Origin of the sequence: Kitasatospora sp. NPDC088861, assembly GCF_044750105.1 — a bacterium.
Classification (GTDB): Bacteria; Actinomycetota; Actinomycetes; order Streptomycetales; family Streptomycetaceae; genus Kitasatospora.
In genome coordinates, this window is sequence record NZ_JBIVJF010000030.1 from 42,287 (window position 1) to 65,874 (window position 23,588).

The 23,588-nt window shown below is 75.1% G+C and carries 19 protein-coding genes, 3 tRNA genes and 1 pseudogene; 8 read left to right on the plus strand and 15 right to left on the minus strand.

Features of this window, described 5'->3' with window-relative positions:
* Positions 1-10 precede the first annotated feature (10 nt).
* Together ACIP37_RS32235 and ACIP37_RS32240 are read right to left on the minus strand one after the other, a co-directional pair.
* Positions 11-84, minus strand: a tRNA-Lys gene (locus ACIP37_RS32235).
* Positions 85-157: 73 nt separating this feature from the next.
* Entirely contained in the window at positions 158-1,066 is a 909-nt protein-coding gene (locus ACIP37_RS32240) for an NADP-dependent oxidoreductase (protein ID WP_400811777.1), read from the minus strand.
* Positions 1,067-1,247: 181 nt separating this feature from the next.
* Here ACIP37_RS32240 and ACIP37_RS32245 point away from each other — a divergent pair, with 181 nt between their 5' ends.
* Both ACIP37_RS32245 and pgi read left to right on the plus strand, forming a co-directional pair.
* Complete coding sequence (locus ACIP37_RS32245; RefSeq protein ID WP_363583586.1) at positions 1,248-2,831, plus strand: Na+/H+ antiporter; 1,584 nt, start codon at positions 1,248-1,250, stop codon at positions 2,829-2,831.
* A 175-nt stretch (positions 2,832-3,006) separates the two neighbouring features.
* Entirely contained in the window at positions 3,007-4,668 is a 1,662-nt protein-coding gene (gene pgi, locus ACIP37_RS32250; RefSeq protein ID WP_350882566.1) for a glucose-6-phosphate isomerase, read from the plus strand.
* 132 nt (positions 4,669-4,800) lie between these two features.
* On the opposite strand, the gene ACIP37_RS32255 is transcribed toward pgi, so the two are convergent.
* The 3 genes from ACIP37_RS32255 to ACIP37_RS32265 form a co-directional block, all read right to left on the minus strand.
* Positions 4,801-4,874, minus strand: a tRNA-Lys gene (locus ACIP37_RS32255).
* Between the two features lie 68 nt (positions 4,875-4,942).
* Complete coding sequence (locus ACIP37_RS32260) at positions 4,943-5,500, minus strand: bifunctional DNA primase/polymerase (protein ID WP_063349288.1); 558 nt, start codon at positions 5,498-5,500, stop codon at positions 4,943-4,945.
* A 161-nt stretch (positions 5,501-5,661) separates the two neighbouring features.
* Complete coding sequence (locus tag ACIP37_RS32265; protein WP_363583584.1) at positions 5,662-6,036, minus strand: hypothetical protein; 375 nt, start codon at positions 6,034-6,036, stop codon at positions 5,662-5,664.
* A 250-nt stretch (positions 6,037-6,286) separates the two neighbouring features.
* On the opposite strand from ACIP37_RS32265, the gene ACIP37_RS32270 reads away from it, so the two are divergent.
* On the plus strand, positions 6,287-6,649 hold the full coding sequence (locus ACIP37_RS32270; protein WP_400844957.1) for a hypothetical protein: 363 nt from the start codon (positions 6,287-6,289) through the stop codon (positions 6,647-6,649).
* A gap of 13 nt (positions 6,650-6,662) precedes the next feature.
* Here ACIP37_RS32270 and ACIP37_RS32275 read toward each other — a convergent pair whose 3' ends face one another.
* From ACIP37_RS32275 to ACIP37_RS32285, 3 genes are read right to left on the minus strand one after another with little or no spacing between them, the layout of a single operon-like run.
* The gene (locus tag ACIP37_RS32275) at positions 6,663-8,024 is read right to left on the minus strand and encodes an AAA family ATPase (protein WP_400811785.1); all 1,362 of its coding nucleotides are present in this window, start codon (positions 8,022-8,024) and stop codon (positions 6,663-6,665) included.
* A complete protein-coding gene (locus ACIP37_RS32280; protein WP_363628165.1) occupies positions 8,024-9,655 on the minus strand; it encodes a hypothetical protein in 1,632 nt (543 codons plus the stop codon). The genes ACIP37_RS32275 and ACIP37_RS32280 overlap by 1 nt, the downstream gene beginning before the upstream one ends.
* A gap of 55 nt (positions 9,656-9,710) precedes the next feature.
* The gene (locus ACIP37_RS32285; protein WP_400811788.1) at positions 9,711-10,958 is read right to left on the minus strand and encodes a hypothetical protein; all 1,248 of its coding nucleotides are present in this window, start codon (positions 10,956-10,958) and stop codon (positions 9,711-9,713) included.
* A 286-nt stretch (positions 10,959-11,244) separates the two neighbouring features.
* Between ACIP37_RS32285 and ACIP37_RS32290 the strand changes: the two genes are divergently transcribed.
* The gene (locus ACIP37_RS32290) at positions 11,245-11,901 is read left to right on the plus strand and encodes a histidine phosphatase family protein (protein ID WP_363583574.1); all 657 of its coding nucleotides are present in this window, start codon (positions 11,245-11,247) and stop codon (positions 11,899-11,901) included.
* A gap of 21 nt (positions 11,902-11,922) precedes the next feature.
* Here ACIP37_RS32290 and ACIP37_RS32295 read toward each other — a convergent pair whose 3' ends face one another.
* Positions 11,923-13,512 carry a tetratricopeptide repeat protein gene (locus tag ACIP37_RS32295; protein WP_363583572.1) on the minus strand — a complete coding sequence of 530 codons (1,590 nt, stop codon included), beginning with the start codon at positions 13,510-13,512 and terminating at the stop codon, positions 11,923-11,925.
* 438 nt (positions 13,513-13,950) lie between these two features.
* Here ACIP37_RS32295 and ACIP37_RS32300 point away from each other — a divergent pair, with 438 nt between their 5' ends.
* Positions 13,951-14,475, plus strand: coding sequence for a hypothetical protein (locus tag ACIP37_RS32300; protein WP_363583570.1), 525 nt, complete (start codon positions 13,951-13,953; stop codon positions 14,473-14,475).
* A 118-nt stretch (positions 14,476-14,593) separates the two neighbouring features.
* Positions 14,594-15,541: a fused MFS/spermidine synthase gene (locus tag ACIP37_RS32305; protein ID WP_363583568.1), complete on the plus strand. Its 948-nt coding sequence runs from the start codon at positions 14,594-14,596 to the stop codon at positions 15,539-15,541.
* Positions 15,542-15,866: 325 nt separating this feature from the next.
* Here the strand turns inward: ACIP37_RS32305 and ACIP37_RS32310 are convergent, their stop codons facing one another.
* The 5 genes and pseudogenes from ACIP37_RS32310 to ACIP37_RS32330 all read right to left on the minus strand — a co-directional run.
* Complete coding sequence (locus tag ACIP37_RS32310; protein ID WP_363583566.1) at positions 15,867-16,775, minus strand: hypothetical protein; 909 nt, start codon at positions 16,773-16,775, stop codon at positions 15,867-15,869.
* Between the two features lie 110 nt (positions 16,776-16,885).
* On the minus strand, positions 16,886-17,332 hold the full coding sequence (locus tag ACIP37_RS32315; protein WP_363583564.1) for a DUF4442 domain-containing protein: 447 nt from the start codon (positions 17,330-17,332) through the stop codon (positions 16,886-16,888).
* Between the two features lie 131 nt (positions 17,333-17,463).
* Positions 17,464-17,539 (minus strand) — tRNA-His (locus ACIP37_RS32320).
* Positions 17,540-17,666: 127 nt separating this feature from the next.
* Entirely contained in the window at positions 17,667-18,269 is a 603-nt protein-coding gene (orn, locus tag ACIP37_RS32325; RefSeq protein WP_063349299.1) for an oligoribonuclease, read from the minus strand.
* A gap of 931 nt (positions 18,270-19,200) precedes the next feature.
* Positions 19,201-20,203: pseudogene (locus ACIP37_RS32330) on the minus strand (helix-turn-helix domain-containing protein); the annotation flags it as partial.
* 412 nt (positions 20,204-20,615) lie between these two features.
* Here ACIP37_RS32330 and ACIP37_RS32335 point away from each other — a divergent pair.
* Both ACIP37_RS32335 and ACIP37_RS32340 read left to right on the plus strand, forming a co-directional pair.
* Positions 20,616-20,966 (plus strand): hypothetical protein, encoded by a 351-nt coding sequence (locus tag ACIP37_RS32335; protein ID WP_363583562.1) that lies wholly within the window; start codon positions 20,616-20,618, stop codon positions 20,964-20,966.
* Between the two features lie 228 nt (positions 20,967-21,194).
* The gene (locus tag ACIP37_RS32340) at positions 21,195-21,995 is read left to right on the plus strand and encodes a GNAT family N-acetyltransferase (protein ID WP_363583560.1); all 801 of its coding nucleotides are present in this window, start codon (positions 21,195-21,197) and stop codon (positions 21,993-21,995) included.
* Positions 21,996-22,156: 161 nt separating this feature from the next.
* On the opposite strand, the gene ACIP37_RS32345 is transcribed toward ACIP37_RS32340, so the two are convergent.
* A complete protein-coding gene (locus tag ACIP37_RS32345; RefSeq protein ID WP_400811796.1) occupies positions 22,157-23,224 on the minus strand; it encodes an HAD family hydrolase in 1,068 nt (355 codons plus the stop codon).
* Positions 23,225-23,588: the final 364 nt, after the last annotated feature.

A 23,588-nucleotide genomic window follows, 5' to 3' on the forward strand; every position in this document is an offset into this window, starting at 1 on the left:
CGGCTGTCTGTGCGCCGCCAGGGACTCGAACCCCGGACCCGCTGATTAAGAGTCAGCTGCTCTAACCAACTGAGCTAGCGGCGCCTGCTGACGCGGAGAACATTACCTGGTCAGCAGCCGAAACACACAATCGGCCCGGGTGGCTGCGCACGCAGCGTCACGGCACCAGGACCACCTTGCCCCGGACGTGCCCGGCGCCGACCAGCCGGTGGGCCTCGGCGGCCCGCTCCAGCGGCAGCGCCTCGGCGATCTCCAGCCGCAGCCCGCCCGCCTCCCACAGCCGCACCAGCTCGGTCAGCCGTGCGGCCGTGCGTGGCCCCCGCAGCCCCCGTACGCCCAGCCGCTCGGCCTCCGGGTAGTCGACCACGGTGCCGATCCGGCTCCGGTCGGCGACCAGCTCGACCGAGGCCGCCAGCGCGCCCCGCCCGGCGGCGTCGAAGGCGGCGTCCACGCCCTGCGGTGCCACCGCCCGGACCCGCTCGACCAGCCCCTCGCCGTACGCGACCGGGATCGCGCCCAGGTCGCGCAGGTAGTCGTGGTTGCGCTCGCTCGCGGTGCCGATCACGGTGGCGCCCCAGGCCCGGGCGAGCTGGACGGCGACGGTGCCGACCCCGCCGGAGGCGCCGTGCACCAGGACGGTGTCGCCGGGGCCCACCGCGAGCAGGGTGAGCGCCAGGTGCGCGGTCTGGCCGGAGGCGGAGAGCGAGCCGGCCTGCTCCCAGGGCATGCCGGCGGGCTTGGCCACCAGCTGGGAGGCGTCCACCGTGACGAGCTCGGCCTGGCTGTCCAGGAAGCGGAAGCCCAGTACCTCGTCGCCGACCTGCCGGCCGGAGCCGTCCGGTCCGAGTCGGTCCACCACTCCGGCGAACTCGTTGCCGAGGACGAACGGCGGCTCGACGACGGCCCCCGGCGGGCGGAAGCTCTCCCGGATCGCGAGGTCGACCGGCTGCACCCCGGCCGCGAGGACCCGCACCCGCACCTCGCCCGGTCCGGGTTCCGGGTCGGGCACCTCGGTGACCCGCAGGACCTCCGGACCGCCGGACCGCGTGACGGTGACCGCCTTCATGTCTGCTCCCGCCCTCTCGAATGTTCGACATTCGACTGCTTGACTGTTCGAACACCCCCGATCCTCGGACCTGAAGTCCGCTTGAGGTCAAGCGATTGTTCGGCGTGTCTTCACTGATGGGCGCATTGTCAGATTTATCCTGGGCGGCGCTCAGCCGTCCGTTGTGGAGAGGAACGTTTCCGTGGGCCAGCTGCCCCTGTTCTTCCTGGTGCTGCTCGCCTCCGTGGTGACCATGCCGCTCGCACGCAAGACCGGAGTGCCGCAACCGGTCCTGATGACCCTGCTCGGCATCGTCATGGCGCTCGTCCCGCAGATCCCGGACGTCACCATCGAGCCCGAGCTGATCCTCCCGCTGGTCCTGCCGCCGCTGATCTTCGCGGTCGCCCGGCGCTCCTCGGTGCGCTACTTCAAGGCCAACGTCCGCTCGATCCTGCTGCTGGCCGTCGCCCTGGTGGTGGTCACCACGGCCGCGGTGGCCGGGGCGGTGCACTGGCTGCTGCCCGCCCTGCCGGTCGCCGCCGCGATCGCGGTCGGCGCGCTGGTCTCCCCGCCCGACCCGGTGGCCGCCGTCGCGGTGGCCGGCAGCGTCGGCCTGCCCCGGCGCCTGGTGTCGATCCTGGAGAGCGAGGGCCTGTTCAACGACGTCACGGCGATCGTCGTCTACTCGCTGGCCATCGAGGCCGTGGTCAGCGGCGACTTCTCGATCGGCCACGCGGTGCTGCGCTTCATCCTGTCCGCGGTGCTCGCCGTGGTCGTCGGCATCGCCCTCGGCTGGGTCAACACCAAGCTCGCCGAGCGCCTGGACGACCCGACCCAACAGGTCGCGCTCAACCTGCTGGTGCCCTTCGCCGCCTACGCCATCGCCGAGGAGATCCACGGCTCCGGCGTGCTCGCGGTCGTGGTCTGCGCGCTCTACCTCGCCGAGCGGGCCTCCGACGCCGACGCCGTCTCCTTCCGGCTGGTCGGCAACGCCTTCTGGGAGGTCGTCGAGATCCTGATCACCGGCGTCGCCTTCGGCCTGATCGGCCTGGAGCTGGCCACCGTGCTCAAGGAGGCCGGCCGCGGCTGGACCGGCTTCATCGGCGACGCCGCCGTGGTCATCGGCGTGGTCGTGGTGGTCCGACTGCTCTGGCTGCTGCCGGCCGGCTGGCTGTCGAAGAAGCTGCGCAGCGGCGACGACGAGGACACCCCGTTCAGCTGGAAGGAGAGCGTGATCCTCTGGTGGTCCGGCATGCGCGGCGTGGCCACCGTCGCCCTGGCCCTCGCCATCCCGCTCACCCTCCACTCCGGCGAGGAGTTCCCCGAGCGCGGCCGCCTGGTCTTCATCGCCTTCAGCGTGGTGCTGTTCACCCTGCTGGTGCAGGGTCTCACCCTGCCCTGGCTGGCCAAGCGGTTCGAACTGGACATCGACCAGGACAAGCACGAGCAGGCCGTCCGCCAGCTCTGGTGGCGGGCCGCCAAGGCCGGGCTCAGGCGGCTGGGCGAACTGGAGGAGCAGGACCGGCTGCCCGCCGAGGTCGCCGACCGCCTGCGGGACCGTCAGCACGACCGGCTGGCCCGGCTCTGCCCGGAGAACTACGCCGAGGAGGAGGCCGCCGAGGCCAAGCTGCGGCTCAGCCAGTGGCGGGCCGCCCGGGAGGTCGAGCAGGAGATGATCGCCGCCTCCCGGCGCGAGATGCTCGCCGCCCGCAGCGAACTCGGCGCCGACCCGGAGCTGGTCGACCAGGTGCTGCGGGGGCTGGACCTGCGCTCGGAACGCAAGTGACGGCCTGTCCGGCCCCGCCGGGCGGAATGTGCGCGACCGGCTCCGCGGTTGCATAGGCTGAGCCCGGGCAGGCCGTCAACGGAGTCGGCGCACCACCAGTACCCGCACGACCTCGCGAGACCCTCACCGCCTGGCCCTGCCGGTTTCCGCACCCAGATGAATCGAGGAACCACCGATGTCGGAGACCCGTGCCGACGCCCGCACCCCGCTCGACCGCACCCCGCAGTGGGCCGCCCTCGGCAAGCACCGGGCCGCGCTGGGCGAGACGCACCTGCGCGAGCTGTTCGCCGCCGACCCGGAGCGCGGCCGCCGCTACACCCTCCAGGTCGGCGACCTGCACGTGGACTACGCCAAGCACCTGGTCACCGACGAGACGCTGGAGCTGCTGCGCGAACTCGCCGCGGCCACCGGCGTCGCCGAGCTGCGGGACGCGATGTTCCGCGGCGAGAAGATCAACAACACCGAGCACCGCGCCGTCCTGCACACCGCGCTGCGCGCCCCGCGCGGTGCCGTGATCGAGGTCGACGGCGAGAACGTGGTGCCCGCCGTGCACGCCGTCCTCGACAAGATGGCCGGCTTCGCCGAGCGGGTCCGCGGCGGCGAGTGGCGCGGCCACACCGGCAAGCCGATCCGCACCGTCGTCAACATCGGCATCGGCGGCTCCGACCTCGGCCCCGCGATGGCCTACGAGGTGCTCCGCTCGTTCGCCAAGCGCGACCTCGACGTCCGCTTCGTCTCCAACGTGGACGGCGCCGACCTGCACGAGGCGGTCCGCGACCTCGACCCGGCCGAGACGCTGTTCATCGTCGCCTCGAAGACCTTCACCACCATCGAGACCATCACCAACGCGGTCTCGGCCCGCGACTGGCTGCTCACCGGGCTGGGCGCCGGCACCGAGGCGGTGGCCAAGCACTTCGTCGCGCTGTCCACCAACGCCGAGGGCGTGCGGGACTTCGGCATCGACACCGACAACATGTTCGAGTTCTGGGACTGGGTCGGCGGTCGCTACTCCTACGACTCGGCGATCGGCCTCTCGCTGATGATCGCCATCGGCCCCGACGCCTTCCGCGAGATGCTGGACGGCTTCCACCTGGTCGACGAGCACTTCCGCACCGCGCCGCCGGAGCAGAACGTCCCGCTGCTGCTCGGCCTGCTCGGCGTCTGGTACGGCGCGTTCTTCGACGCCCAGGCGCACGCCGTGCTGCCCTACTCGCACTACCTGTCGAAGTTCACCGCCTACCTCCAGCAGCTGGACATGGAGTCCAACGGCAAGTCGGTGACCCGCGACGGTTCGCCGGTGACCTGGCAGACCGGCCCGGTGGTCTGGGGCACCCCCGGCACCAACGGCCAGCACGCCTACTACCAGCTGCTGCACCAGGGCACCAAGCTGATCCCGGCCGACTTCATCGGCTTCGCCAAGCCGGTCGCCGACCTGCTCCCGGGCCTGGTCGCCCAGCACGACCTGCTGCTGGCCAACTTCTTCGCCCAGACCCAGGCGCTGGCCTTCGGCAAGACCCCGGAGGAGGTGGCGGCCGAGGGCGTGCCCGCCGAACTCGTTCCGCACAAGACCTTCCAGGGCAACCACCCGACCAGCACCATCCTGGCCGCCGAGCTGACCCCCTCGGTGCTCGGCCAGCTGGTCGCGCTCTACGAGCACAAGGTCTTCGTCCAGGGCGCGATCTGGAACATCGACTCCTTCGACCAGTGGGGCGTCGAGCTGGGCAAGGTGCTCGCCAAGCGGATCGAGCCGGTGCTGCTGACCGGCGAGGGCGCCGAGCAGCTGGACAGCTCCACCGCCGAGCTGGTCGCCCGCTACCGCGCGCTGCGCGGCCGCTGAGCCCCGGTCGGGCCGTCCGCTCCGGCGGGCGGCCCGGTCCTGTTCCCTTGTTCCCTGATTCGCTGATTCGCTGATTCGAGCGGGAAACGCCGAGAGGCCCCTTGCTTTCGCAAGGGGCCTCTCGGCTGTCTGTGCGCCGCCAGGGACTCGAACCCCGGACCCGCTGATTAAGAGTCAGCTGCTCTAACCAACTGAGCTAGCGGCGCCTGCTGACAGAGAAGACTTTAGCAGCGCCCGGGGTCCGCGCCAAAATCGAATACCGGCCGTCCTCCGTTCACCCCCCGGTCACGGCCGCCGCGCCGGCGGGCACGGCCGCAGCCGGCTCCCGGGCCGCACGCACGCACGCCCACAGCACCACCGAGGCGCCCGGCAGCCACGGCTCCCGGTCCTCCGGGGCGACGATCCACCGGCCGGAGCCCAGCCCGGGGGAGTCCGGGCCGTTCACCATCCGCTGCACCGGCGGCACGGTCACCGCGTCGCCCTTGCCGTGGCACAGCAGGGGCGGCACGTCCCGGGCCCACTCCTCCCAGGCCAGCAGCCTGCGCAGCCGGGGCCCCGCGCCGGGCTGGACGAACAGCAGCGTCCGCCCCCGGTAGGAGGCGACCGGCCCGCAGCCCGGCCCGGAGGCCCACAGCTCGTCCAGCACCCGGCGGCCGAACAGCGACGGCATGCTGATCACGTCGAAGGCGCGCCCGCAGGGCAGCACCGAGGGTGCCCACGGCCGGGCCTCCCAGAGGGCGCGCATGCTGCGCGGGTACTCGCTGGCGGAGGCGAGCCAGGCCTCGCCGGCCACGGTGACGTACTCCACCGACTGATACGTCCAGATGTCCACGGACAGCAGCCTGTGCCGTCCGCGGGCCGGACGGGAGGGAAAGCACGGTTTGCCGTACAGGACGACGGGGAACGGCGTACCCTTCCCCGCTCGCGCATATGCCAGCGGCTGATGCCGGAGCACCGGGGCCCGGCGCTCCGGCGCCCCGTGCCCGGCTGCGCTCAGTCCTCGTGGCGGCGGGGCTGGAGCAGCCCGCGGCCGTACTCGATCATCTTGGCCGCGTAGTCGGGGGTCCAGTCCGCCCGCTGCGCGATCTCGGCGTCGGACAGCGCGTCGAAGCGGCGCGGGTCCGCCAGCTGTGCGGCGGCGACCGCCTGGAAGTCGGTGGCCCGCTCGGCGGCCGTCCGGAAGGCCAAGGCCAGCTCGGTGGAGCGGCGCAGCAGGTCCGCGGGGTCGTCGATCGACTCCAGATCGAAGAATCGTTCCGGCTCCGGTTCGGCGGACTGCGGCTCGAACAGCAGCTGCACCGGACGCAGACGCCGCGCGGGGTCGGCCTGACCGCCGTGGTCGGACGCCTTCGTGTGGGAGTCGGGCATGAACGGACACCTCCGGGTCTCGGTGGGGGTGGGCGGCGGCTGCTCCGGGCCGCGCCGCACGGCCGTGGCCGCCGTCCATTGTCGCGCGGCGGCGGCCGGTAACGGAACGGTGCGCGTGCGGGCGCTATTCCCCCGCACGCGCCGGGGTCGCGCTACTCCTTCGGGTGGTCGGGCGCGTGCGGTGGCGTCGGGGCGTCGGGCCTGTCGTTGTCCCGGGTGTTCCAGCGATCCACCACCCCAGGGAGAACCCATGCCCCTACGCAAGGGCCTCGCGGCCGGACTCCTGCTGATCGCCCCGGCCCTCGGACTGGCCGCGGCACCTGCGGCCGGGGCGGCCGAGACGACCGTCGTGGTGACCGGGCCGTGGAGCGGCCCGGGCGGCTGGTCGATGGCGACCTGCCCCCAGGGCTCCCACCTCACCGGGGGCGGCTACGCCTTCCGGCCCGCCGCCTCCGGCGACGCCGTCCTGGTCAACGCGCCGAACCCCGACGACCCGAGCACCTGGGCGGTGCGGGCCGAGCACGGGACCGTCCGGGCCTACGCCGCCTGCGAGACCGAGACCGAGACCGAGACCGAGACCGAGACCGAGACCGAGACCGAGACCGAGACCTGACCCGCCCGGCCGGTCAGCCCAGCCGCACCCGGTGGCCGCTCAGGTGGTGCAGCACCTGGTGGTTGGCCTCCCAGCCGTCCGGGAAAGCGACCGGGACGCCCAGCTGGACCGGCTCGGTGGACGGGTGCTCGTCCAGCAGTTCGCCGATCCCGGCCCGGGCGACCACGATGCAGGCGTGCCGGTGCCGGGAGGCGAGCACGCACAGCCGGCCGGTCTCCAGGTGGAAGGCCGTCGCGTCGGGCCGCCCGGACAACGGGTGCAGCACCACCGTGACGTCGTACTCGCGGCCCTGCAACCGGTTGGCGGTGTCCACCGTGACGGCCGGGCCGGCCGCCTGGTCCACCGGGACGCCCACCCTGAGCAGGGCCGCGCGGACGGCCGCGGCCTGGTCCCGGTGGGCGGTGCCGACCGCGATCCGGTCGGCGGTGAGAGGTGCCTCGCCCTGTTCGGAGCGGGCGGTCAGCCCGCGCTCCAGCAACCGCCGGACGGTGGCCGCGACGGCCGCCACCGCCTGCGGATCGGTCCGCACGGTGTGCCGGGCGGGCAGCTCCAGCAGCGCCCAGCCGTGCTCGGCGGCCCGGTCGATCGCGGCGTCCAGCGCGCCGCCGTCCGGCCGGACGGCGGCGCTCAGCCGGCGGTCGTCCGGGCCGGTGCCGGAGCGGAACGGCGTGTACGGGTAGAACGCCCGCGAGATCAGCGGCGCCGCGCTGGCCGGCAGCCGCCAGGAGACCGGCAGCCGGTGCGGCTCGATCTGCGGGTTGTGCGCCAGCATGGTGACCACGGCGCTGCTCGACGGGTCGTACGACAGGCCCGCCCACTGCTCGGTGCCGACCACGGTGAACGGGTCCAGCTGGCCCGGGTCGCCGACGAACAGTGCCCGCTCGAACAGCCGGGCCACCGCGAGCAGGGCGTCCGAACGCATCTGGTACGCCTCGTCGACGATCGCGTGCCGCCACGGCGCCTCGGCCCGCACCCACTGCCACTTCGCCGAGGTGGAGACCACCACGTCGTGTTCGACCAGCTCGGCGACCTTGTCGGAGGGCGTGACGTTGGCGTGCTTCAGCACCTCCGGGCCGGGCCGGGCGTCGGCGGCGTGCAACCGACCGATCGTCAGGTCCGGTGCCTTCTCGGCGAGTCGGCCGACCAGGTCGTCCACCTGGCCGTTGGTCTGGGCGACGATCATCAGCCGCTCGCCGGCCTCGACCAGCTCCCGGGCCGCCCGCACCACCAGCGTCGACTTCCCGGCGCCGGGCGGGGAATCGACCACCACGCCGCGCGGGGCGCCGGCCGCCGGGTGGACGGTCGCGGCCAGGATCCGGGCCACGGCGGCGTCGGCGGCAGCGCCCGGGGCCTGCTCGGCGCTCAACTCGGCCATCATTCCCACTCCTCGGAGACGGACGGGGCGGGCGCGGGTGCGGGCGCGGCGCCGGGCGGGCCGCCGTGCGTCCACGGGGTGTCGTCCGGCTCGGGCAGCGGCGCGGACTGGCGGACCGTCAGCTCGAACAGGGTGAAGGTGACCGGATCGCCGGGCTCGGGCAGGCTGCCCGGCTCGGGCTCCTTCCTGCGCCCCATGCCGGACAGCAGGCGCAGGGTGATGGTGCCCCCGGCCGGGTCGACCGCCGCGATCTCCGCCTTCTGCGGGGACCGGCCGCCGCCGGCCTCCGGCTGGGGGGACCCCCACACCCGGTGCGCCTCCCGTCCGAGGTCCGCGTGCGGGCGGTCGGCGGTGCGCAGGGTGATCAGCGGGCGCGGCTTGGGGGAGCGGCCGGTGGTGTCGTAGTCCGGCACCACCTCGGTCACCACGCCGCTGAACGCCTCGCCGGACAGCCGGTGTTCGGCCATCGCCAGCGGATCGTCCAGCGCCTCCTGGACGTCCAGCCGGGTCTGCTCGCGCTCGCGCTGGGCGAGCTTGCGGGCGGCCGTGACGGCGTCGTCCTGCCGCGGCTGCGGCGGCTCGCCGGCCGCCAGCCGGTCCCGGTGGCCGGTGTAGGACCAGCGGTCGCCGGTCCAGCGTTCCGCCAGGTGCCCGGCGGGCGGCAGCCCGCGCAACAGGTCCAGGCCGCGCCAGACGTCCCGCCAGGTGGGCAGCAGCACGGCCGCCAGCACCTCGCGCAACTGCTCGACCGCGGCCCGGACGGCCGCCCGGGCACGCTCGGCGGCGGCCTCGTCGCGCTGCTCGGTGCTGTGCTGAAGGGCGGCCGTGGCGGTGTCGTAGCGGGCGATCGCCGGGGCGAGCACGAACTCGTCGAAGCGCGGATCGGTGGCCGGGCCGGCCGGCGGGTGCAGCAGCTGCCCCCGGTCGTCCCGGGCGGACTCGGCGCGCTCGGCCGCCTCGGCACCGGTCAGGCCGTCCGGCGGGGCGTGCCAGGCCAGGTGGGCGGCCAGGTGCTGGTCCTCCAGGTGGCTCTGGCCGGTGGCCCAGTGCCGGGCCAGCAGGCCGGTCATCGGCAGCAGCAGGCTGGTACCGGGCACCTGGGCGCGGTCGGTGAGGTGGGTCAGCCAGCGGCCGAGCAGCGGCACCCGCACCGGCGCGGGGTACGGCCCCGGTTCGTCGTCCTCGACCGTGCGGCGGAACCGGGTGGAGCGGCCGAGCAGGGCCAGGTGCCGCACGCCCGCGCCGTTCGGCACGATCAGCTGCGGCGCGTCGGCGCACAGCTCGCGGAACACCTGGGTCTTCTCGCCGGTCTCCGGGTCCTTCTCGGAGCCCTCGATCTGCTCCACGTCCTCGGCGAAGGACTCCAGGTAGGGCAGCAGGTCGGCGGCCAGCTCGGCCAGGAAGTCGAACCGCAGGGTGCGGTTGAGCGGCTGCGGTACCAGGTGCAGCCGGGGTGCGTCCCGGTCGGTGCCCAGCAGCACCGCCAGCGGCGCGCCGGCCTCACCGGCGGCCGTCAGCGGCACGACCACCATCGGGCGGTCGGACAGGTGCCGGTGCCGGACGGTGGCCAGCGGCTCGGCCCGCCCGCTGCGGACGGCCTCCAGCCGGGCGAGGGTGGTCAGCAGGCTCATGCGCCCGCCCCCGCCTCGGGCCCGCCGCGTTCGCGTACGGCCGTGCTGCGCCCGCTCATGCGTGGCCCGCCGTCGGGGCCTTGCCCAGTGCCTCGGCGCGCAGCGCGGCCGCGTAGGCCAGCCGGTCGGCCGCCTCGTCCACGTCGGTGTCGGCGTTCTCGTCCAGGTCGGCGTTCTCGTCCACGGCGGCGGTGCCGGCTTCGGCGGCGGCCAGGGCCCGCGTCACCGTCCGGATGCTGCCCAGTTCGCCGCGCACGCCCCGGCCGAGCTGCTCGACCCGGTCGCCGCAGCGGGCCTGGGCGCGGCAGTGGAAGCCGAGCTCGCAGGTGGAGAGGCAGTCCGGGCCGTACGCGGCGGGCACCGCCTCGACCGAGGCGGTCAGCTCCTCGGCGGAGCGGGCCGGCACGCCCTCCTCGTCGGCCGCCAGGTCGAAGTCGGCGCCCGCCGGCAGCTCCGCCAGCAGCCGGTCGATGCCGGTCATCCGGCTCAGCTGACGGCGGGTGGTGGCCAGCTCGCGGCGGACGTCGACGGCGACGGCCGTCGGCCGGTTGCCGAAGTCCTTCGGGCAGACCAGCAGCACGCTCGACCGGGGGCTGCCGGGCAGCCGCTGCTCGGTGTACGGGTCGGCGTCGAGCGGGTGGCCGGCCAGCGCGGCGGCGGTCCGCTGGAGCGCCAGCACGTACACGGCGGCCTGGCGGGCGGCGGCGCCGACCTTGGCCGGGTCCGCGCCGCCGTCCAGCACGGGGAAGGACTTGATCTCGACCACCGTGCACCGCCCGCCGTGCACCACGACCGCGTCCGGCTCCAGGTAGGCGGTGCCGCCGGCCACGTCCAGGCGCAGCATCGGGTGGTCCAGCAGCGTCCAGGCGTCCGGGTCGGCGGCGGCCCGGGCCAGCGCCTCGACCGTCCGGTCGGCCCGGACGGCGGGCCCGGAGCGGTGCAGCAGGTCCGGCACCTGCAACGGGGCGCCGCCGTCCGCCGGGACGCCGAGGTGGCCGCGCAGCGGCTCCAGCAGCGCGGCGTAGTCGTCCGCCTTCAGCCGGGACTCGAAGATCACGCCGCGGGCGATCGCGAACGGGGACTGCCCGAAGGGCGCGGGGCGGCCGAGCCGGGCGGCCAGCGCCGACTTGTCCACCCCCGCCGCGTCGAGCACGGCGCGGCGGTGGCAGCCCGGATTGGCGGCGAGCGCGGCGAGGGAACGGGCGTTCAGGCTGCGCTGCGGCGCGGGACCGCGCAGTTCGGCGAGCCGCTGGGCGAGCGGCTCAGCGTGCCCGGTGGACGGGACGTTCGTCGAGACGTTCATGGTGCGGCCCAGTGTCGCACCCGGGTCCGACAATGCGGTGCGGACCGGCCTGTTCCGGCCTGAACCGCGCGTGCGTGCCAGGTGGGGACACCCCGGGACCCGGCCGGCCCGGGCCCGAGGCCGTTTCGGTCCGCCGCCCCCTCCAGGCCGTTTCGGCCCGCCGTCGCCTTCCGGGCCGTTTCGGCCCGGCCCGCGATCGTGCCCGCCGTCCGGGTGAGGGATCATGGAACCCGGTGCTCAAGGGTGAGACCGACCGTTGCCACCGCCCCGCTGCGAGGAGCCTGCCATGCCCGCCCGAATCGTGCTGGTCCGCCACGGCGAGACCGAATGGTCGGCCACCGGCCGCCACACCGGCCGCACCGACATCCCGCTGACCGAGGAGGGCAGGGCGATGGCCCGGGCGCTCGGCGCCCGCCTCGCCAAGGCCCCCTGGAACGGGCTGCCGGACGCGCTCGTCTACACCAGTCCGCTCGGCCGCGCCGAGGAGACCTGCGCCCTGGCCGGCTTCGGGGACCGGGCGGTGGAGCGCCCGGAGCTCCTGGAGTGGGACTACGGCCAGTACGAGGGCCGCACCGGCGCGGACATCCGCGCCACCGACCACCCCGGCTGGCTGATCTGGCGCGACGGCGTGCCCGGCGGCGAGAAGCTCTCCGAGGTGGCCGCCCGGGTGGACGCCTTCCTCGCCGGCCTCAACGAGGAGCACGGCGTCCCCGAGCCGGACACCACCGTCATGCACTGCGCGGACCGGGACGTCGTCCTGTTCGCGCACGGCCACCTGCTGCGCATCCTGACCGCGCGCTGGCTGGGCCTGCCGCCCGAGTTCGCCCAGCGCTTCAAGCTCGGCACCGCCGCGCTCTGCGTGCTCTCCTGGGAGTACGGCGCGCCGGCCGTGGAGGTCTGGAACGACCTCTCCCACCTGGAGGGCCTGGCCGCCGGCCACTGACGGATCGTCAGGATCCGTCCCTCAGGCGGCTGCCGCCTGGTCGTACCCGGCCAGGAAGTGGCGCACCTCGGTCACGGCGGCGTGCGGGCGCAGCCGTTCGGCGGTGTCCGCCAGCATGCTCCGGATCCGGGCCGAGCGGACCTCGCCGAACAGCGCCACGGCGGCCGAACCGTGGTGCGCCGCACCCGCCAAGTCGCCCCGGCCGAGTCGGTCGTGGGCCAGCTCGGCGGTGTACAGCACCCGGTTGCGGACGAAGTGCGGCTTCTGCAGTGCTATGGCCAGCCCGGCCTGCTCGCTGGCGCGGTCCCAGTCGCCGAGCGCGGACCAGCACTGCGACTGCAGGCCGGCGATCTCCGCCTCGCCGAAGAAGGACATCCACTCCGGATCGTCCTCGGAGCGGCCGCGGCCGAACAGCGTGTACGCCCGGGCGATCGCGCGTTCGCAGGCGGCGCGGTCCTGCAGCAGCGCCCAGCCGCCGGCCTCCCGCATGGCCAGCAGTGCGAGCAGCCGGGCGGAGTCCAGCTGGCGGGCGGCGACCTGCCCGGCCTGGGCGGCGCGCAGCGCCTCGCGGGGGCGGCCGGCGTCCCGGGCGAGGAAGGCGCTGTTGCAGAACACGTGCGCCTCCAGTGCGGCGTCGCCGGCCATGCGGGCGGTGGCGAGCGCCTCGGCGTAGAGCGAGCGGGCGTCTGCCAGCCGGTTCGAGTCGTGCGCCAACCAGCCCACCGAGATGGCGAGTTCGCCGGCTCCGGCCTGGAGCCGGCGTTCGGTCTCCGCGCTGTACTCGCCCTCGTTGAGCAGCAGGTAGGCGGTGCGCAGCGACTGCCCGGCGCGTTCGAACAGGGTGTCGCCGCCGTGCGCGTCGTCGGCCAGCCGGATCTCCCGGACGGCCTCCTCGACGCCGAGCACCTCGGCGGCGCCGACCTTGCGGGGTGGCGGTACCGGCCCGGGGCGGCCGGGCACGAAGGCGCCGGGGCCGGGCTCGAACAGCACCGGTGCGGCGGGGTCGGTGGCGGCACTGCCGGTGGCCGCGGCGGCGGCCACGGTCGGCCGGTCGATGCCGATCACGGTGGCCAGCGCGGTCGGGCCGCCGGCCAGGAACGTACGGCGACGCACGTCGTCGTTCTCCTCGTCGAGATAGGGCGATCCATCAGGCCCCCGGGGCACCGCGACGGCCTTCGGCCACGGGGGCTTGGTCGGAGCGGCTGGGTCCGCGTACGGCGAGGCAGCGTACGGGAGTTGAGTGGAGAGTGGTGAGCGCGGGGCGGGCGGGGGCGGGAACGGTGGGTGGAGCGGGGGGGCTTCGGCCCTCCCGCCGGCACCGTCCGCCGGGCGGCGGCGGACGGCGGTCCGGGGGGAGAAGCCGAGTTCGGTGAGCGTGCGATCCGGCCACATGTGCCGGAAGACCCGCTCGTAGGCGTAGTTGGGGCAGCGGATCTCACCGGATTCGACCCGTCCGACGTAGCGGGCGTCGCAGGAGACGTGCTCCCCGATCTCCCGGGCCGCCCGGCGCACGGCCATGGCGAACTCGCCGGGTGAGCGGTCGCCGCGCAGTGCGCGCATCACGGCGTTGGGTGACGGGCGGTTCGGCTCGGCCGGTGGGGTGGCTGCCATGGTGCGCTCCGTGGTCGTGCGGAGGGTGGTGGTGCGGGGGCGCGGCCGGCGGCGCCGGAGGTGCGCGGGTGTCGGGTGCGGGGGCGAAGTGCGGGTACGGTCCGGGTGTCGGCACGGTGGTGCGCGACGGTGCGGGAACGGCCCGGTGTGGCCGGTGGGGTCGTCGCGACCCGCCACCGACAGTACCGGGCGTGACCGGTCGACCACAGCCGGTTCCTGGGAGATGTGCCCCCAATTCGGTATAAAGCGGGCGCGGTTGCGGGTTATCCGCCATGAAATGCCATGCCTTGCTGTAAGGCGCCCCGTGGCCTGCGCGGTGTCCGCCGCGTTGTCCTGATACGTGGAAGCCCAGGCCGTCGCCCCGGCCTGCCGTCCGTCCCCGCGGCCCCCACCTCCCGGGCGGCGGCGCTTCCGACCCGACGAGGTACAGGAGGGCCCATGATGGCCACCGGACTGCCGCAGTACCGACCGGCCGCCGGCGGCGTGCTCGCCGGCGCCGCCCCCGCCCTGCTCCCCGACCCGGCCGACGACCGGATCCCCGGCCGGGGCCCGGTCGAAGGCGGACGCGCGCCCCGCGGCGGCCGGCACCCCGGCCACCGCCTCGGCCCCGGACCGGACCAGGACACCCTCGTCACCGCCTGCGACACCGTGACGGTCGCCCTGCGGCACGGCCTGGAGGCGGTGGACATCCTGCGGCTCCGCAGGGCCTGCGGAGCCGTCCTGCAGAGCCGCAACGGCAGCACCGTCACCTTCCTCGTCCCCGCCGGCACCAGCGAGACCTGGCACCTGCCCGGCAGTTCCTGTACCGCCGGCGCCCTGCTGCCGACCGCCACCGACCCACGGTGGGTGATGCCCCCCTCCGGCGCCGCCTGCGCCGCCCGTCCCACCGACGCCTGGGTGCTCCGATCCGCCCTCTGCGAGGCCGCCTGCACGCTCACCGCAGGCGGCCTCGGCCCGTTCTAGCGGGCGTGCCGTGCGGATCCCGCCGGGCCCGCGAGCCTGGCCCGCCCCTCCGGCCGGATCCACCTGGCACGCCCCCGGACCTCCCTGACCGGCGAGGCCGCCCCGCCCGGCGGCGATAATGGCGGTCATGGGACGAAGCAGCAGAGCAGCCCGGGGCACGGGCCGCGGCACCGAGCGCGGCACCGAGCGCGACACCGGGCCGGACGTCACCGGCCCCGGCGGCCGCACCCATGCTCAGGGCCCGCTCACCCGCCCGGTCGGCTCCGGCCTCGCCGAACTGCGCCCCGACCGGGACCGCCCCGCCGCCTGGTCGCTGCTGATCGACGGCGCCCCGCAGTCCATGGTCGACCTCGCCGACCCCACCCACCTCGGTTTCGAGTACCAGCGCCGGCTCGGCCACCTGATCGACCTGGTCGCCCCGTCCGGCCGCCCGCTCACCGTGCTGCACCTCGGCGGCGGCGCCCTCACCCTGGCCCGTTACGTCGCGGCCACCCGGCCCCGCTCCCGCCAGCAGGTCGCCGAGATCGACACCGCGCTCACCGAACTCGTCCGCACCGAGCTGCCGTTGGAACGCAGCTGGCAGATCAAGGTGCGCGGCGCCGACGCCCGCAGCGTGCTCGAACGCACCCCCGAGGGCAGCGCCGACCTGGTCATCACCGACGTCTTCTCCGGCGCCCGCACCCCGGCCCACTGCACCACCGTCGAGTTCACCGCCCTCGCCGCCCGCGCCCTCGCCCCCGGCGGCTGGTACGCGGCCAACATCGCCGACGGCTCGGCGCTGCCCTTCGCCCGCTCCCAGATCGCCACCCTCGGTGCGGTCTTCCCCGAACTGTGCCTGGTCGCCGACCCCGCCGTCCTGCGCGGCAAGCGCTTCGGCAACCTCGTCCTCGCCGGCGCGCACGCCCCCCTCCCGATCGCCGACCTCACCCGCCGCGTCGCCTCCGATGCCGCCCTCGGCCGGGTCGAACACGGCCCCGCCCTCACCGCGTTCGCCGCCGGGGCCGTCCCCGCCACGGACGCCACCGCCGCCCCCTCCCCGGCCCCGCCCCCGGGCGTCTTCCGCTGACCTCCCGGCTGACTGCCCGGTTGACCGCCCGGCGGGGCCGCGTCCGGCTCACCGCTCGGCGGGGCGCCCGGCTGACCTCCTGGCTGACCGCCCGGCGGGGTTGCCCACCGCCGCCTGAAATCCTTTGACGGTGGTCCGGGTCGCGGCTGACAGCGGCGGTCGCCGTCCGGCCTGCGGCGGCTCGGCATCCCGACTCCGGTCCGGACGCGGAGCCGTCCCGTCCGGCGAGGAGTGCGACCCGGATCGGCAGCACGCCGCCCGGTTCGCCCCCGGGCGTGCGCGTCCGCGGCCGGCGCTGGAGCCGTCGCCAGGAGCGTGAGCCCGGTCAGTGCCCGCGCGGCAGGCCGCGGTGCTTGCACATGGCCGCGCCGGTCAGCAGCAGCCCGGCGGCGATCGGCGCGAGGACGGCGGTCGCGGTGGCGGAGCCGTCGCCCACGGCCGTCACCGTGGCGGTGTCGGCGAGCACGAGGGTTTCGGGCGGCTGGGCGGGTGCGCCGGGCCCGACCGGCGGGGCGGTGGTGGCGCCCGTCCGGTCACGGCTCGTGGCGGGTCCGGCCGCGCTCCGCCCGTCCGGGGCGGTGGCCTCCTGGACCGGGGGCGCGTCGGCCGCCCCGGACGGGCGGGTGGTGGCGGCCGGTGCGGCGGAGCGGCCTCCGGCGGCGCCGGACCGTGCGGTGGCGGGCAGTTCGGCGGGCCCGCCCTCCCGGGAGGCGCGGGTCTCGGCGGGGCGGCCCTGGGCGGGAACGGTGTCGAGCAGGCCGGAGGCGATCGCGAAGGCGTCGGGGACGGCGGCCCGTTGGCCGGGCAGGGGGAGGCCGCCGGCCCGGATCCGGTCCTGGAAGACGCTGCCGACCGTGCCGGTGGCGCCGTCGATCCCGGCGTCGGGGACGGTGCCGGTCAGTTCCCCGGCGAGCCCGGGGGAGGGGCGGTCGGTCTCCTCGGCCGCCGGGCGCCCGGGGGCGTCGGACCGCTCGGTCGACGGCCCGTCGTGCGCGGGCCGCCCGGCCTGGACGAGCCGGCCGGGCGGCCCGCCGGCCAGGGTGCGGCGGACGGCGGGGCGGGTCTGGTCCGGCAGCGGGTCGGCGGAGGCGCCCTGCGCGCCGAAGCCCCCGAGTTGGGCGAGGAGGGCGCCGCCGGCGGCGAGGACGCGGGGCAGCCACCGGCCGATCGCGCGCCGTGCGCCGACGCCGCGGGGGGCGGGTTCCTGGGGCTTGGTCGCGTGATTGGCTCGCATGTGAGTTGAGAACGAGCGGACGGGTCGTGAGGTCACGCCCGCCGTCACGGACAGTCATCGCACGGGTGGCCCCGGGGCCGGGTTGCCCGGGGCCACCGGCCGTGGCGCGGTCAGGAGTTGGGGCGCAGCGTCCAGGTGACGGTCATCACACCGGTGACGGCGCCGTCGGCGCGGGTGATCTCGACGGTGACCGGGAACTCGGGGCGGCCGCCGGCGTCCAGCTCGGCGACGACCTCGGCGGCGGGGCGACCGAGGACGGCGGTGGCGGTGACCTCGCCCATGGCGAGCTTCTTGTAGGCGATCTCGGCGTTCACCGCGAGCGGCACGGCCCGGGAGAGCTGGTCGCCGAAGGCGGCGAGCACGATGCAGCCGCTGGCGGACTCGGCGAGGGTGAACATCGCGCCGGCGTGCGGTCCGCCGACGTGGTTGTGGTACGCGGGCTGGTCGGGCAGTCGCAGTACGGCGCGGTCCGGGGCGGTCTCCAGGTACTCCAGCTTGAGGGTGTGCGCCATCGGCACGGTGGAGTCGAGCAGCTGGCCGATCGAAGGTGTGGTCATGGCAGGAATGTTACTAGCCGGTAGCTTCTGGCGGCAGGCCTGTGCCGGGAAAACCCGAACCGTGGTGGGCAGTTGAGGAAACGCGAAAACGCCTGAGGGCCGATCTCTCGAAGAGATCGGCCCTCAGGCTCTGGGGTGAGTGACGGGACTTGAACCCGCGGCCACCTGGACCACAACCAGGTGCTCTACCAACTGAGCTACACCCACCATCTGTCCGGCTCGTTCCCGCTTCCGCGTTCCCGTTCCGACAGGAAGAACTCTACAGGATCCGGGAGGGTGCTCGCGCCAGGCTTTCGTCCAGGCGAACGCGGGCACCTCCCCCGGGCTCCTCCGGTCAGCCCTCCGGGGCCTGGTACTTCTCGGCGATGGCGCGCGCGGTGTCGGTGTCCGGTCCGGGCTGCGGGACGAACACCGCCTCGCGGTAGTACCGCAGTTCGTCGATGCTCTCGCGGATGTCGGCGAGCGCCCGGTGGTTGCCGCCCTTCTGCGGGCTGTTGTAGTACGCCTTCGGGTACCAGCGGCGGGCCAGCTCCTTGATCGAGGAGACGTCCACGATCCGGTAGTGCAGGTGCTTCTCCAGGGCCGGCATGTCCCGGGCGAGGAAGCCGCGGTCGGTGGCCACCGAGTTCCCGCACAGCGGCGTCCGGCCGGCCTCCGGCACGTGCTCGCGGATGTACGCGAGCACCCGCGCCTCGGCCTCGGCCAGCGTCACGCCCTGCTCCAGTTCCTCCAGCAGGCCGGAGGAGGTGTGCATCGCGCGCACCACCTCGGGCATGCCCGCCAGCGCCTCCGCCGGCGGGCGGATGATGACGTCCACACCCTCACCGAGGATGTTGAGCTCGGAGTCCGTCACCAGTGCCGCGACCTCGACCAGGGCGTCCTGGTCGAGGTCGAGGCCGGTCATTTCACAGTCGATCCATACCAAACGGTCATTCACACAACTCACCCTACGGCGCGATCACGCGCCGCGGGGACCGGCGGAGCCGAGCGGGGCTCCGGGGCACAGCCCTCGGCCTGGTGCTCCTCCGCGCCGCCGTGCGGGCCGTGGCCGTCCGGCCGCTCGCCCTCCCGCCCGGTCCGGACCGCGTGACCGTCCCGGGCCGGACGGGCCTCGCGCGCCGCCCGGGCACCGTCGGTCGCCGCCGTCCGGCCGCCCTGCGGACGGGCCTGCGGCACCCGTGCCTGCCGGCCCCGGAGCTCGCCCGCCCCGGTCGTCGGCTGCCCGGTGGGGGCGGGGGCCGGCACCCGGCCGCTCGCCGAGCCGTGACCGCGGGCGGAGCCCGCCGCGGCACCCGGTTCGTCCGCGGGCCGTTCGACCGCACTGCGGTGTCCCTGCCCCTGGCCGCGCGCCCCCGGCTGGGGGTGGCCGTCCTCCGCCGCCGCGTGCTCCGCGGTGCGCGGCGGACGCCCCGCCCCCGACCCGGCCTGCGGCGGCACCAGCGGCGACCGCACCGGACCGCGCCCCGCACCCTGCTGCCCGGGGTGCGGCTGCTGCGCGGCCTGCTGGTGCGGGTACGGCTGCCCGGCACGGGCGTGGAAGGCCCGGTCGGCCGGCGTCCCGGCCTGCCCCGGGGCGAACGGGCCGGGCTGGCCGTGCGGGCCCGGCTGCCCCGCCGAGGCCGGTGACGCGCCGTGCGGCAGCGGCTGGCCGTGCGGTCCGGCCTGCGCCGGTGCGCCGTTCCCGGCCGGGAACGGGTACGCGGGCTGCGCGCCGTGCTGCGTGCCGTGCTGCGTGCCGTGCTGCGTGCCGTGTGCCCCGCCGAACAGCGCCGCGCCCGCCGCCGACCCGGCCGCGGCCGCCGCGTGCGGCAGCGCGCCGGGCAGCCGCAGGTCGCCGCCGTGCGGACCGGTCGGCACCGCCGACTGCGGCCCGGGCCGGCGCGCCCGGTAGCTGGTCCGGTACGCGGCCGGCGAGACCCCGAGCTGGCGGCGGAAGTGCCCGCGCAGCGCCACCGGCGAACGGAACCCGCACCGGCGGGCGACGTCGTCCACCGACAGCTCCGAGGTCTCCAGCAGCCGCTGCGCCTGGAGCACCCGCTGGGTGATCAGCCACTGCAGCGGCGCGCTGCCGGTGAGCGTGCGGAACCGCCGGTCGAAGGTGCGTCGGCTCATGTACGCGCGGGCCGCCAGCACCTCGACGTCGAACTGCTGGTTGAGGTTCTCCAACGCCCAGGTGACCACCTCGGCCAGCGGGTCGTTGCCGATCTCCTCCGGTAAAGACTGATCGATGTACTGGGCCTGTCCGCCGCCGCTGCGACGGCTCGGGACCACCAGGCGGCGGGCCAGCGCGTTGGCCGCCTCGGCGCCGTGGTCGCTGCGCACCACGTGCAGGCACAGGTCGATGCCGGCGGCGGTGCCGGCGGAGGTGAGCACGTCGCCGTCGTCGACGAAGAGCTCGCGCGGGTCCACGTGCACCCGGGGGTAGCGCTTGGCCAGCGTCGGTGCGTACATCCAGTGGGTGGTCGCCGGACGGCCGTCGAGCAGGCCGGCGGCGGCCAGGACGAAGGCGCCGGTGCAGAGCCCGATGATCCGCGCGCCCTCGTGGTGGGCCTTGCGCAGGGCGGTGATCGCCTCGACCGGCGGGGGCTGCGAGATCGAGCGCCAGGCCGGTACGACGATCGTGCCGGCCCGGGCGAGGGCCTCCAGACCGTACGGAGCGGAGAGGGTGAGGCCGCCGGTGGTGGCGAGCGGGCCGTCCTCGCCGGCGCAGACCAGCAGCCGGTAGCGCGGCACCCCGGCGTCCTGGCGGTCGACGCCGAAGACGGACAGCGGGATCGAGCTCTCGAAGATCGGGGCGCCGCCGAAGATCAGCACCGCGACGGTCTCCCGGCGGCGGCGGCCGGAGAGCTTGCGCGGGGCGGAGACCGTCATCGGGGTCGACGAGCCGTTCGCGCCCGGGCCACCGCCGTGGCCCAGCGGGCCGTGGCCGGGGGAGCCCAGGGGGAGGCCGGCGAGCGGGCCGCCCAGGGAGCCGGTGGGGGCGCCGTTCAGGCCAGGAGTGCCGTTCGCCCCGATCGCGCCGTTCGTCGCGCCCGTCCCCGGGTAGCCGGGGTAGGCCGGGAAGTCGGCGCCGTAGGCCTGCGCCGGGCTGACGGCGCCTCGGCTGACGGACTGTCCGGAGTGCGACTGCTGGCCGCCGTGCACTGCTCCGCCGTGTGCCGCTCCGCCGTATGCCTGCCCGCCGTACGCGGGACCGCCGTACGCCTGCCCGCCGTGTGCCGCTCCGCCGTGCTCTGCGGCCGCGGCCGGGGTGCCGGTGGCGGCGGTGCCGGTGGAGGGCACTGTGGGGTACGAGGAGTGCGAGGCGGCGCCCGGGGTGCCGGAGTTGCGGGTGGTGGCGGCGGTCGCGGAGGTGCCGGTGCTTCTCGCGGACCGAGCCGCGATACCGGCCGCCGCCTGGCCGCTGTCAGGACCCGCGTCGCTCCTGCTCACCCTGCTCAAGGCGCTCAAGCCCCCTCGGTGGTGTGGTGTGGGTGGTGCGGCACTGCTCGCCAAGATCGAAATCTATCGGGTTGACCATTGCCGTTGTGACAAGTTCACCATCCGACGCTATGTCGACATGGCAATTTGGCGTGATGCATTCGATCACGAAGCGTGGCACCCGTCGACCCTTCTGGGAAGAGGGCCGGTGTAACGGTGGCTGGTTGTCGCGGGGCCGCTCCTGGGGCGTCCGGCCCGCGCGCGCCCGGTCGGCGGGTCTGGGCTGCGGATTTGCCCAAGCGGGAGGGATTGGCGCGAAATTGACCGAAAATCGGCGGTGCACGAGAGGGCGCACGAAATGAGCTCGTGCGCCTCCCAGGCTTCATCCGGCCAGGGCCGGGGCGGCGAAACCTGGGCGTGACGTCCGGGTTACCGTCCTGCCGTGAACACCAACAGCCGGCTCGAACAGGCCAACGACAACGCCGCCGCCTTCTGGCTCGCCCAAGCCCGCGTGCACGGCTGGCGGTTCCGCACCCGCCCGGGCTTGACGGCGGTCCGCTGCGCCCGCACCCCGGAGGACTCGCACCGCTTCGTGGTCACCGGTCCGTATATCGAACCAGCTCTGGTGGAAGGTGAATTGGCGGACCTCCTGAAGGAGTGGGAAACCATCTGCTTCACCCTGGAGGACCCGTACGGCGCACTCGACCTGACCCGGTTCGGCGCCACCCGGATGCCGGTCATGCCGGTGATGACCCGTGAACCCGGCCCGGTCGACGGCGTACCGGCCGTCCTCCCCTTCCGCTCGGAGGCTTACCGCGGAGGATCCCTGACGGTCGATGAGGCGCTGGACGGCGATGCGTTCGCGCAGGTCGAGCGTGCGATCGTGGACGGCTTCCCGCTGCCCGCCCGGCAGCCCTGGACCCGTGGCGACGCGCTGCCGGAACAGCTCCTGCGCGAATCCGGGCTCCGGGCCTGGCTGGGCCGCGTCGACGGCGCCACCGCCGGCACCTGCCTCACCTACGACGACGGCCGGGCCACCGGGGTGTACTGGGTCGCCACCCTGCCCAGCCGGCGCGGCCAGGGCGTGGCCCGCGTCGTGCTCCAGACCGCCCTGGCCCATGCGCACCCCGATCGCCCGGCCACCCTGGTCGCCACCTCGCTCGGCGAACCGCTCTACCGCAAGCTCGGGTTCACCGAGCAGGCCCGCACCTGCTGGTGGACCCGGACCTCCGCGCACGGCTGATGGCCGGGCCGCCCCGCGGCGGGTCGTCGCCAGGTGCGGAGCGGGTCGCTGGTTGCGGTGCGGTGCGGTGCGGTGCGGTGCGGTTGGGTGGAGTGCGGTGCGGTGGGGTGCGTGAAGGCGTGTGGGGAGGGGTGCGCGAGGTGGCGCCTTCAAGCAGGGCGCTACGGGGCGGCCGCCGCCGGTGCCACGGCGAACGTGGTCCGCGCGGGCCCGACCCCATCCGCCGCCGTGCGGACGGCCGTTGGGCGCGCCACCGCGACGGGGCGCAGCACGCTCGACCCGCGGTCCGTCGCCTGGCCCGCGCCGGGGATCAGGCCAGGACGGCTGTCGGCGACCACGGCAAACTCGCCGGTGCGGTTTCGGACATCCGACCCCGCCGTCGAACCATCGGGGGCACTCGCCGCTCCGGCGTTCACGGCGGCAGGCGTGAACGGGCCGTCAGGGGCGGATTCCGTCAGCTGTGCGCTGGTCCGCGCGCCGGTGAGCGCCCCCGCGCGCACCGGCACCCCGGCGGACCGCCGCTGGACCGGCCCACCCGCGCGCAGGCCCGGCCTGGCCGACGGCGCGCCGCGTGCGGCGAGCACCTGGCCGACGGCCTCCGGCAGGCCGGCCGCCTTCAGCGTCGGCCGGTAGCCGCTCTCGGCCCAGGGCCGGCCGTGGTGCAGCCAGACGCTGCGCAGGCCGGCCAGTTCGGCGCCGGCGATGTCCGCGGGCGCGTGGTCCCCGACCATCCAGGTGTGCGCGGCCCACGTCCCGGTGGGTGCGACGCCGCACCGCTGGGCGGCTATCTCGAAGATCAGCGGATCCGGTTTGACGCAGTCGGCCTCCTCGGAGATGACCCAGCCGTCGACCAACGGCCCCAGCCCGGTCAGCCGGATCTTCTCCAACTGCGGCCGGGTGCCGCCGTTGCTGACGATGCCGAGCGTCCACCCGGCCGCCCGTGCCGCCCGCAGCGCGTCGACGTGTCCGGGCGGGCAGTGGATATGGGAGTTGATGCCGCGTCGGTAGTGGGCGAGCAGGAACTCGACGGAGACGTCCAACCCGTAGCGGCGCCGGACGGCGGACAGTACGGTGCTGCGCGGCACGTAGCCGCCGCCGTCGAGGGTGACGAACCAGTCGAGGTCTCCGGGCGGCAGGTCGCGCTCGGACAGGAAATCCTGAGCCCAGGCCCGGAAAGCGGCGTCCCTGGGGAGCAGCGTGTTGTCGAGGTCGAACAGGAGCAGGGGCATGCCGAGCATGGTGCCAGCGGCCGCGCCTATGCACCTGGCAAATGCCAGACCGCGTCGCGAAGCCGTACGTAGTGGCTGAAACGGGTTCCAGAACCTGGCGTACGGGTGGGTCCGGGCGGGCCGGCTGAGGCTGGCGGGACGTGACGGTTCGCGACGTGTCGCAACGGATCGTCGCCGATCCATGACAGTCCGGTCACGGTGTCCGGCAGGCCTGTTGCGTCGCCCGGTCCGCTCAGTCAAGCTCCAGGGAACCTCCTTTCTGGAGGGGGCGCGTGGCCTGCGGGCAGGGCGCACTGCCGACGGCGGGCGCATCCTCCTTTCGCGGGAACAATGCCGCTCCGAGGCCTCACCGCTGGGCTGGGCC

Coding starts and splice junctions, on each gene's coding strand:
- ACIP37_RS32290 (WP_363583574.1), top strand. CDS start 11,245: ATGCCCGCCCGAATCGTGCTGGTCCGCCACGGCGAGACCGAATGGTCG.
- ACIP37_RS32295 (WP_363583572.1), bottom strand. CDS start 13,512: ATGGCAGCCACCCCACCGGCCGAGCCGAACCGCCCGTCACCCAACGCC.
- ACIP37_RS32265 (WP_363583584.1), bottom strand. CDS start 6,036: ATGCCCGACTCCCACACGAAGGCGTCCGACCACGGCGGTCAGGCCGAC.
- ACIP37_RS32315 (WP_363583564.1), bottom strand. CDS start 17,332: ATGACCACACCTTCGATCGGCCAGCTGCTCGACTCCACCGTGCCGATG.
- ACIP37_RS32305 (WP_363583568.1), top strand. CDS start 14,594: ATGGCGGTCATGGGACGAAGCAGCAGAGCAGCCCGGGGCACGGGCCGC.
- ACIP37_RS32270 (WP_400844957.1), top strand. CDS start 6,287: ATGCCCCTACGCAAGGGCCTCGCGGCCGGACTCCTGCTGATCGCCCCG.
- ACIP37_RS32310 (WP_363583566.1), bottom strand. CDS start 16,775: ATGCGAGCCAATCACGCGACCAAGCCCCAGGAACCCGCCCCCCGCGGC.
- ACIP37_RS32275 (WP_400811785.1), bottom strand. CDS start 8,024: ATGGCCGAGTTGAGCGCCGAGCAGGCCCCGGGCGCTGCCGCCGACGCC.
- ACIP37_RS32240 (WP_400811777.1), bottom strand. CDS start 1,066: ATGAAGGCGGTCACCGTCACGCGGTCCGGCGGTCCGGAGGTCCTGCGG.
- ACIP37_RS32300 (WP_363583570.1), top strand. CDS start 13,951: ATGATGGCCACCGGACTGCCGCAGTACCGACCGGCCGCCGGCGGCGTG.
- ACIP37_RS32345 (WP_400811796.1), bottom strand. CDS start 23,224: ATGCCCCTGCTCCTGTTCGACCTCGACAACACGCTGCTCCCCAGGGAC.
- ACIP37_RS32280 (WP_363628165.1), bottom strand. CDS start 9,655: ATGAGCCTGCTGACCACCCTCGCCCGGCTGGAGGCCGTCCGCAGCGGG.
- ACIP37_RS32285 (WP_400811788.1), bottom strand. CDS start 10,958: ATGAACGTCTCGACGAACGTCCCGTCCACCGGGCACGCTGAGCCGCTC.
- pgi (WP_350882566.1), top strand. CDS start 3,007: ATGTCGGAGACCCGTGCCGACGCCCGCACCCCGCTCGACCGCACCCCG.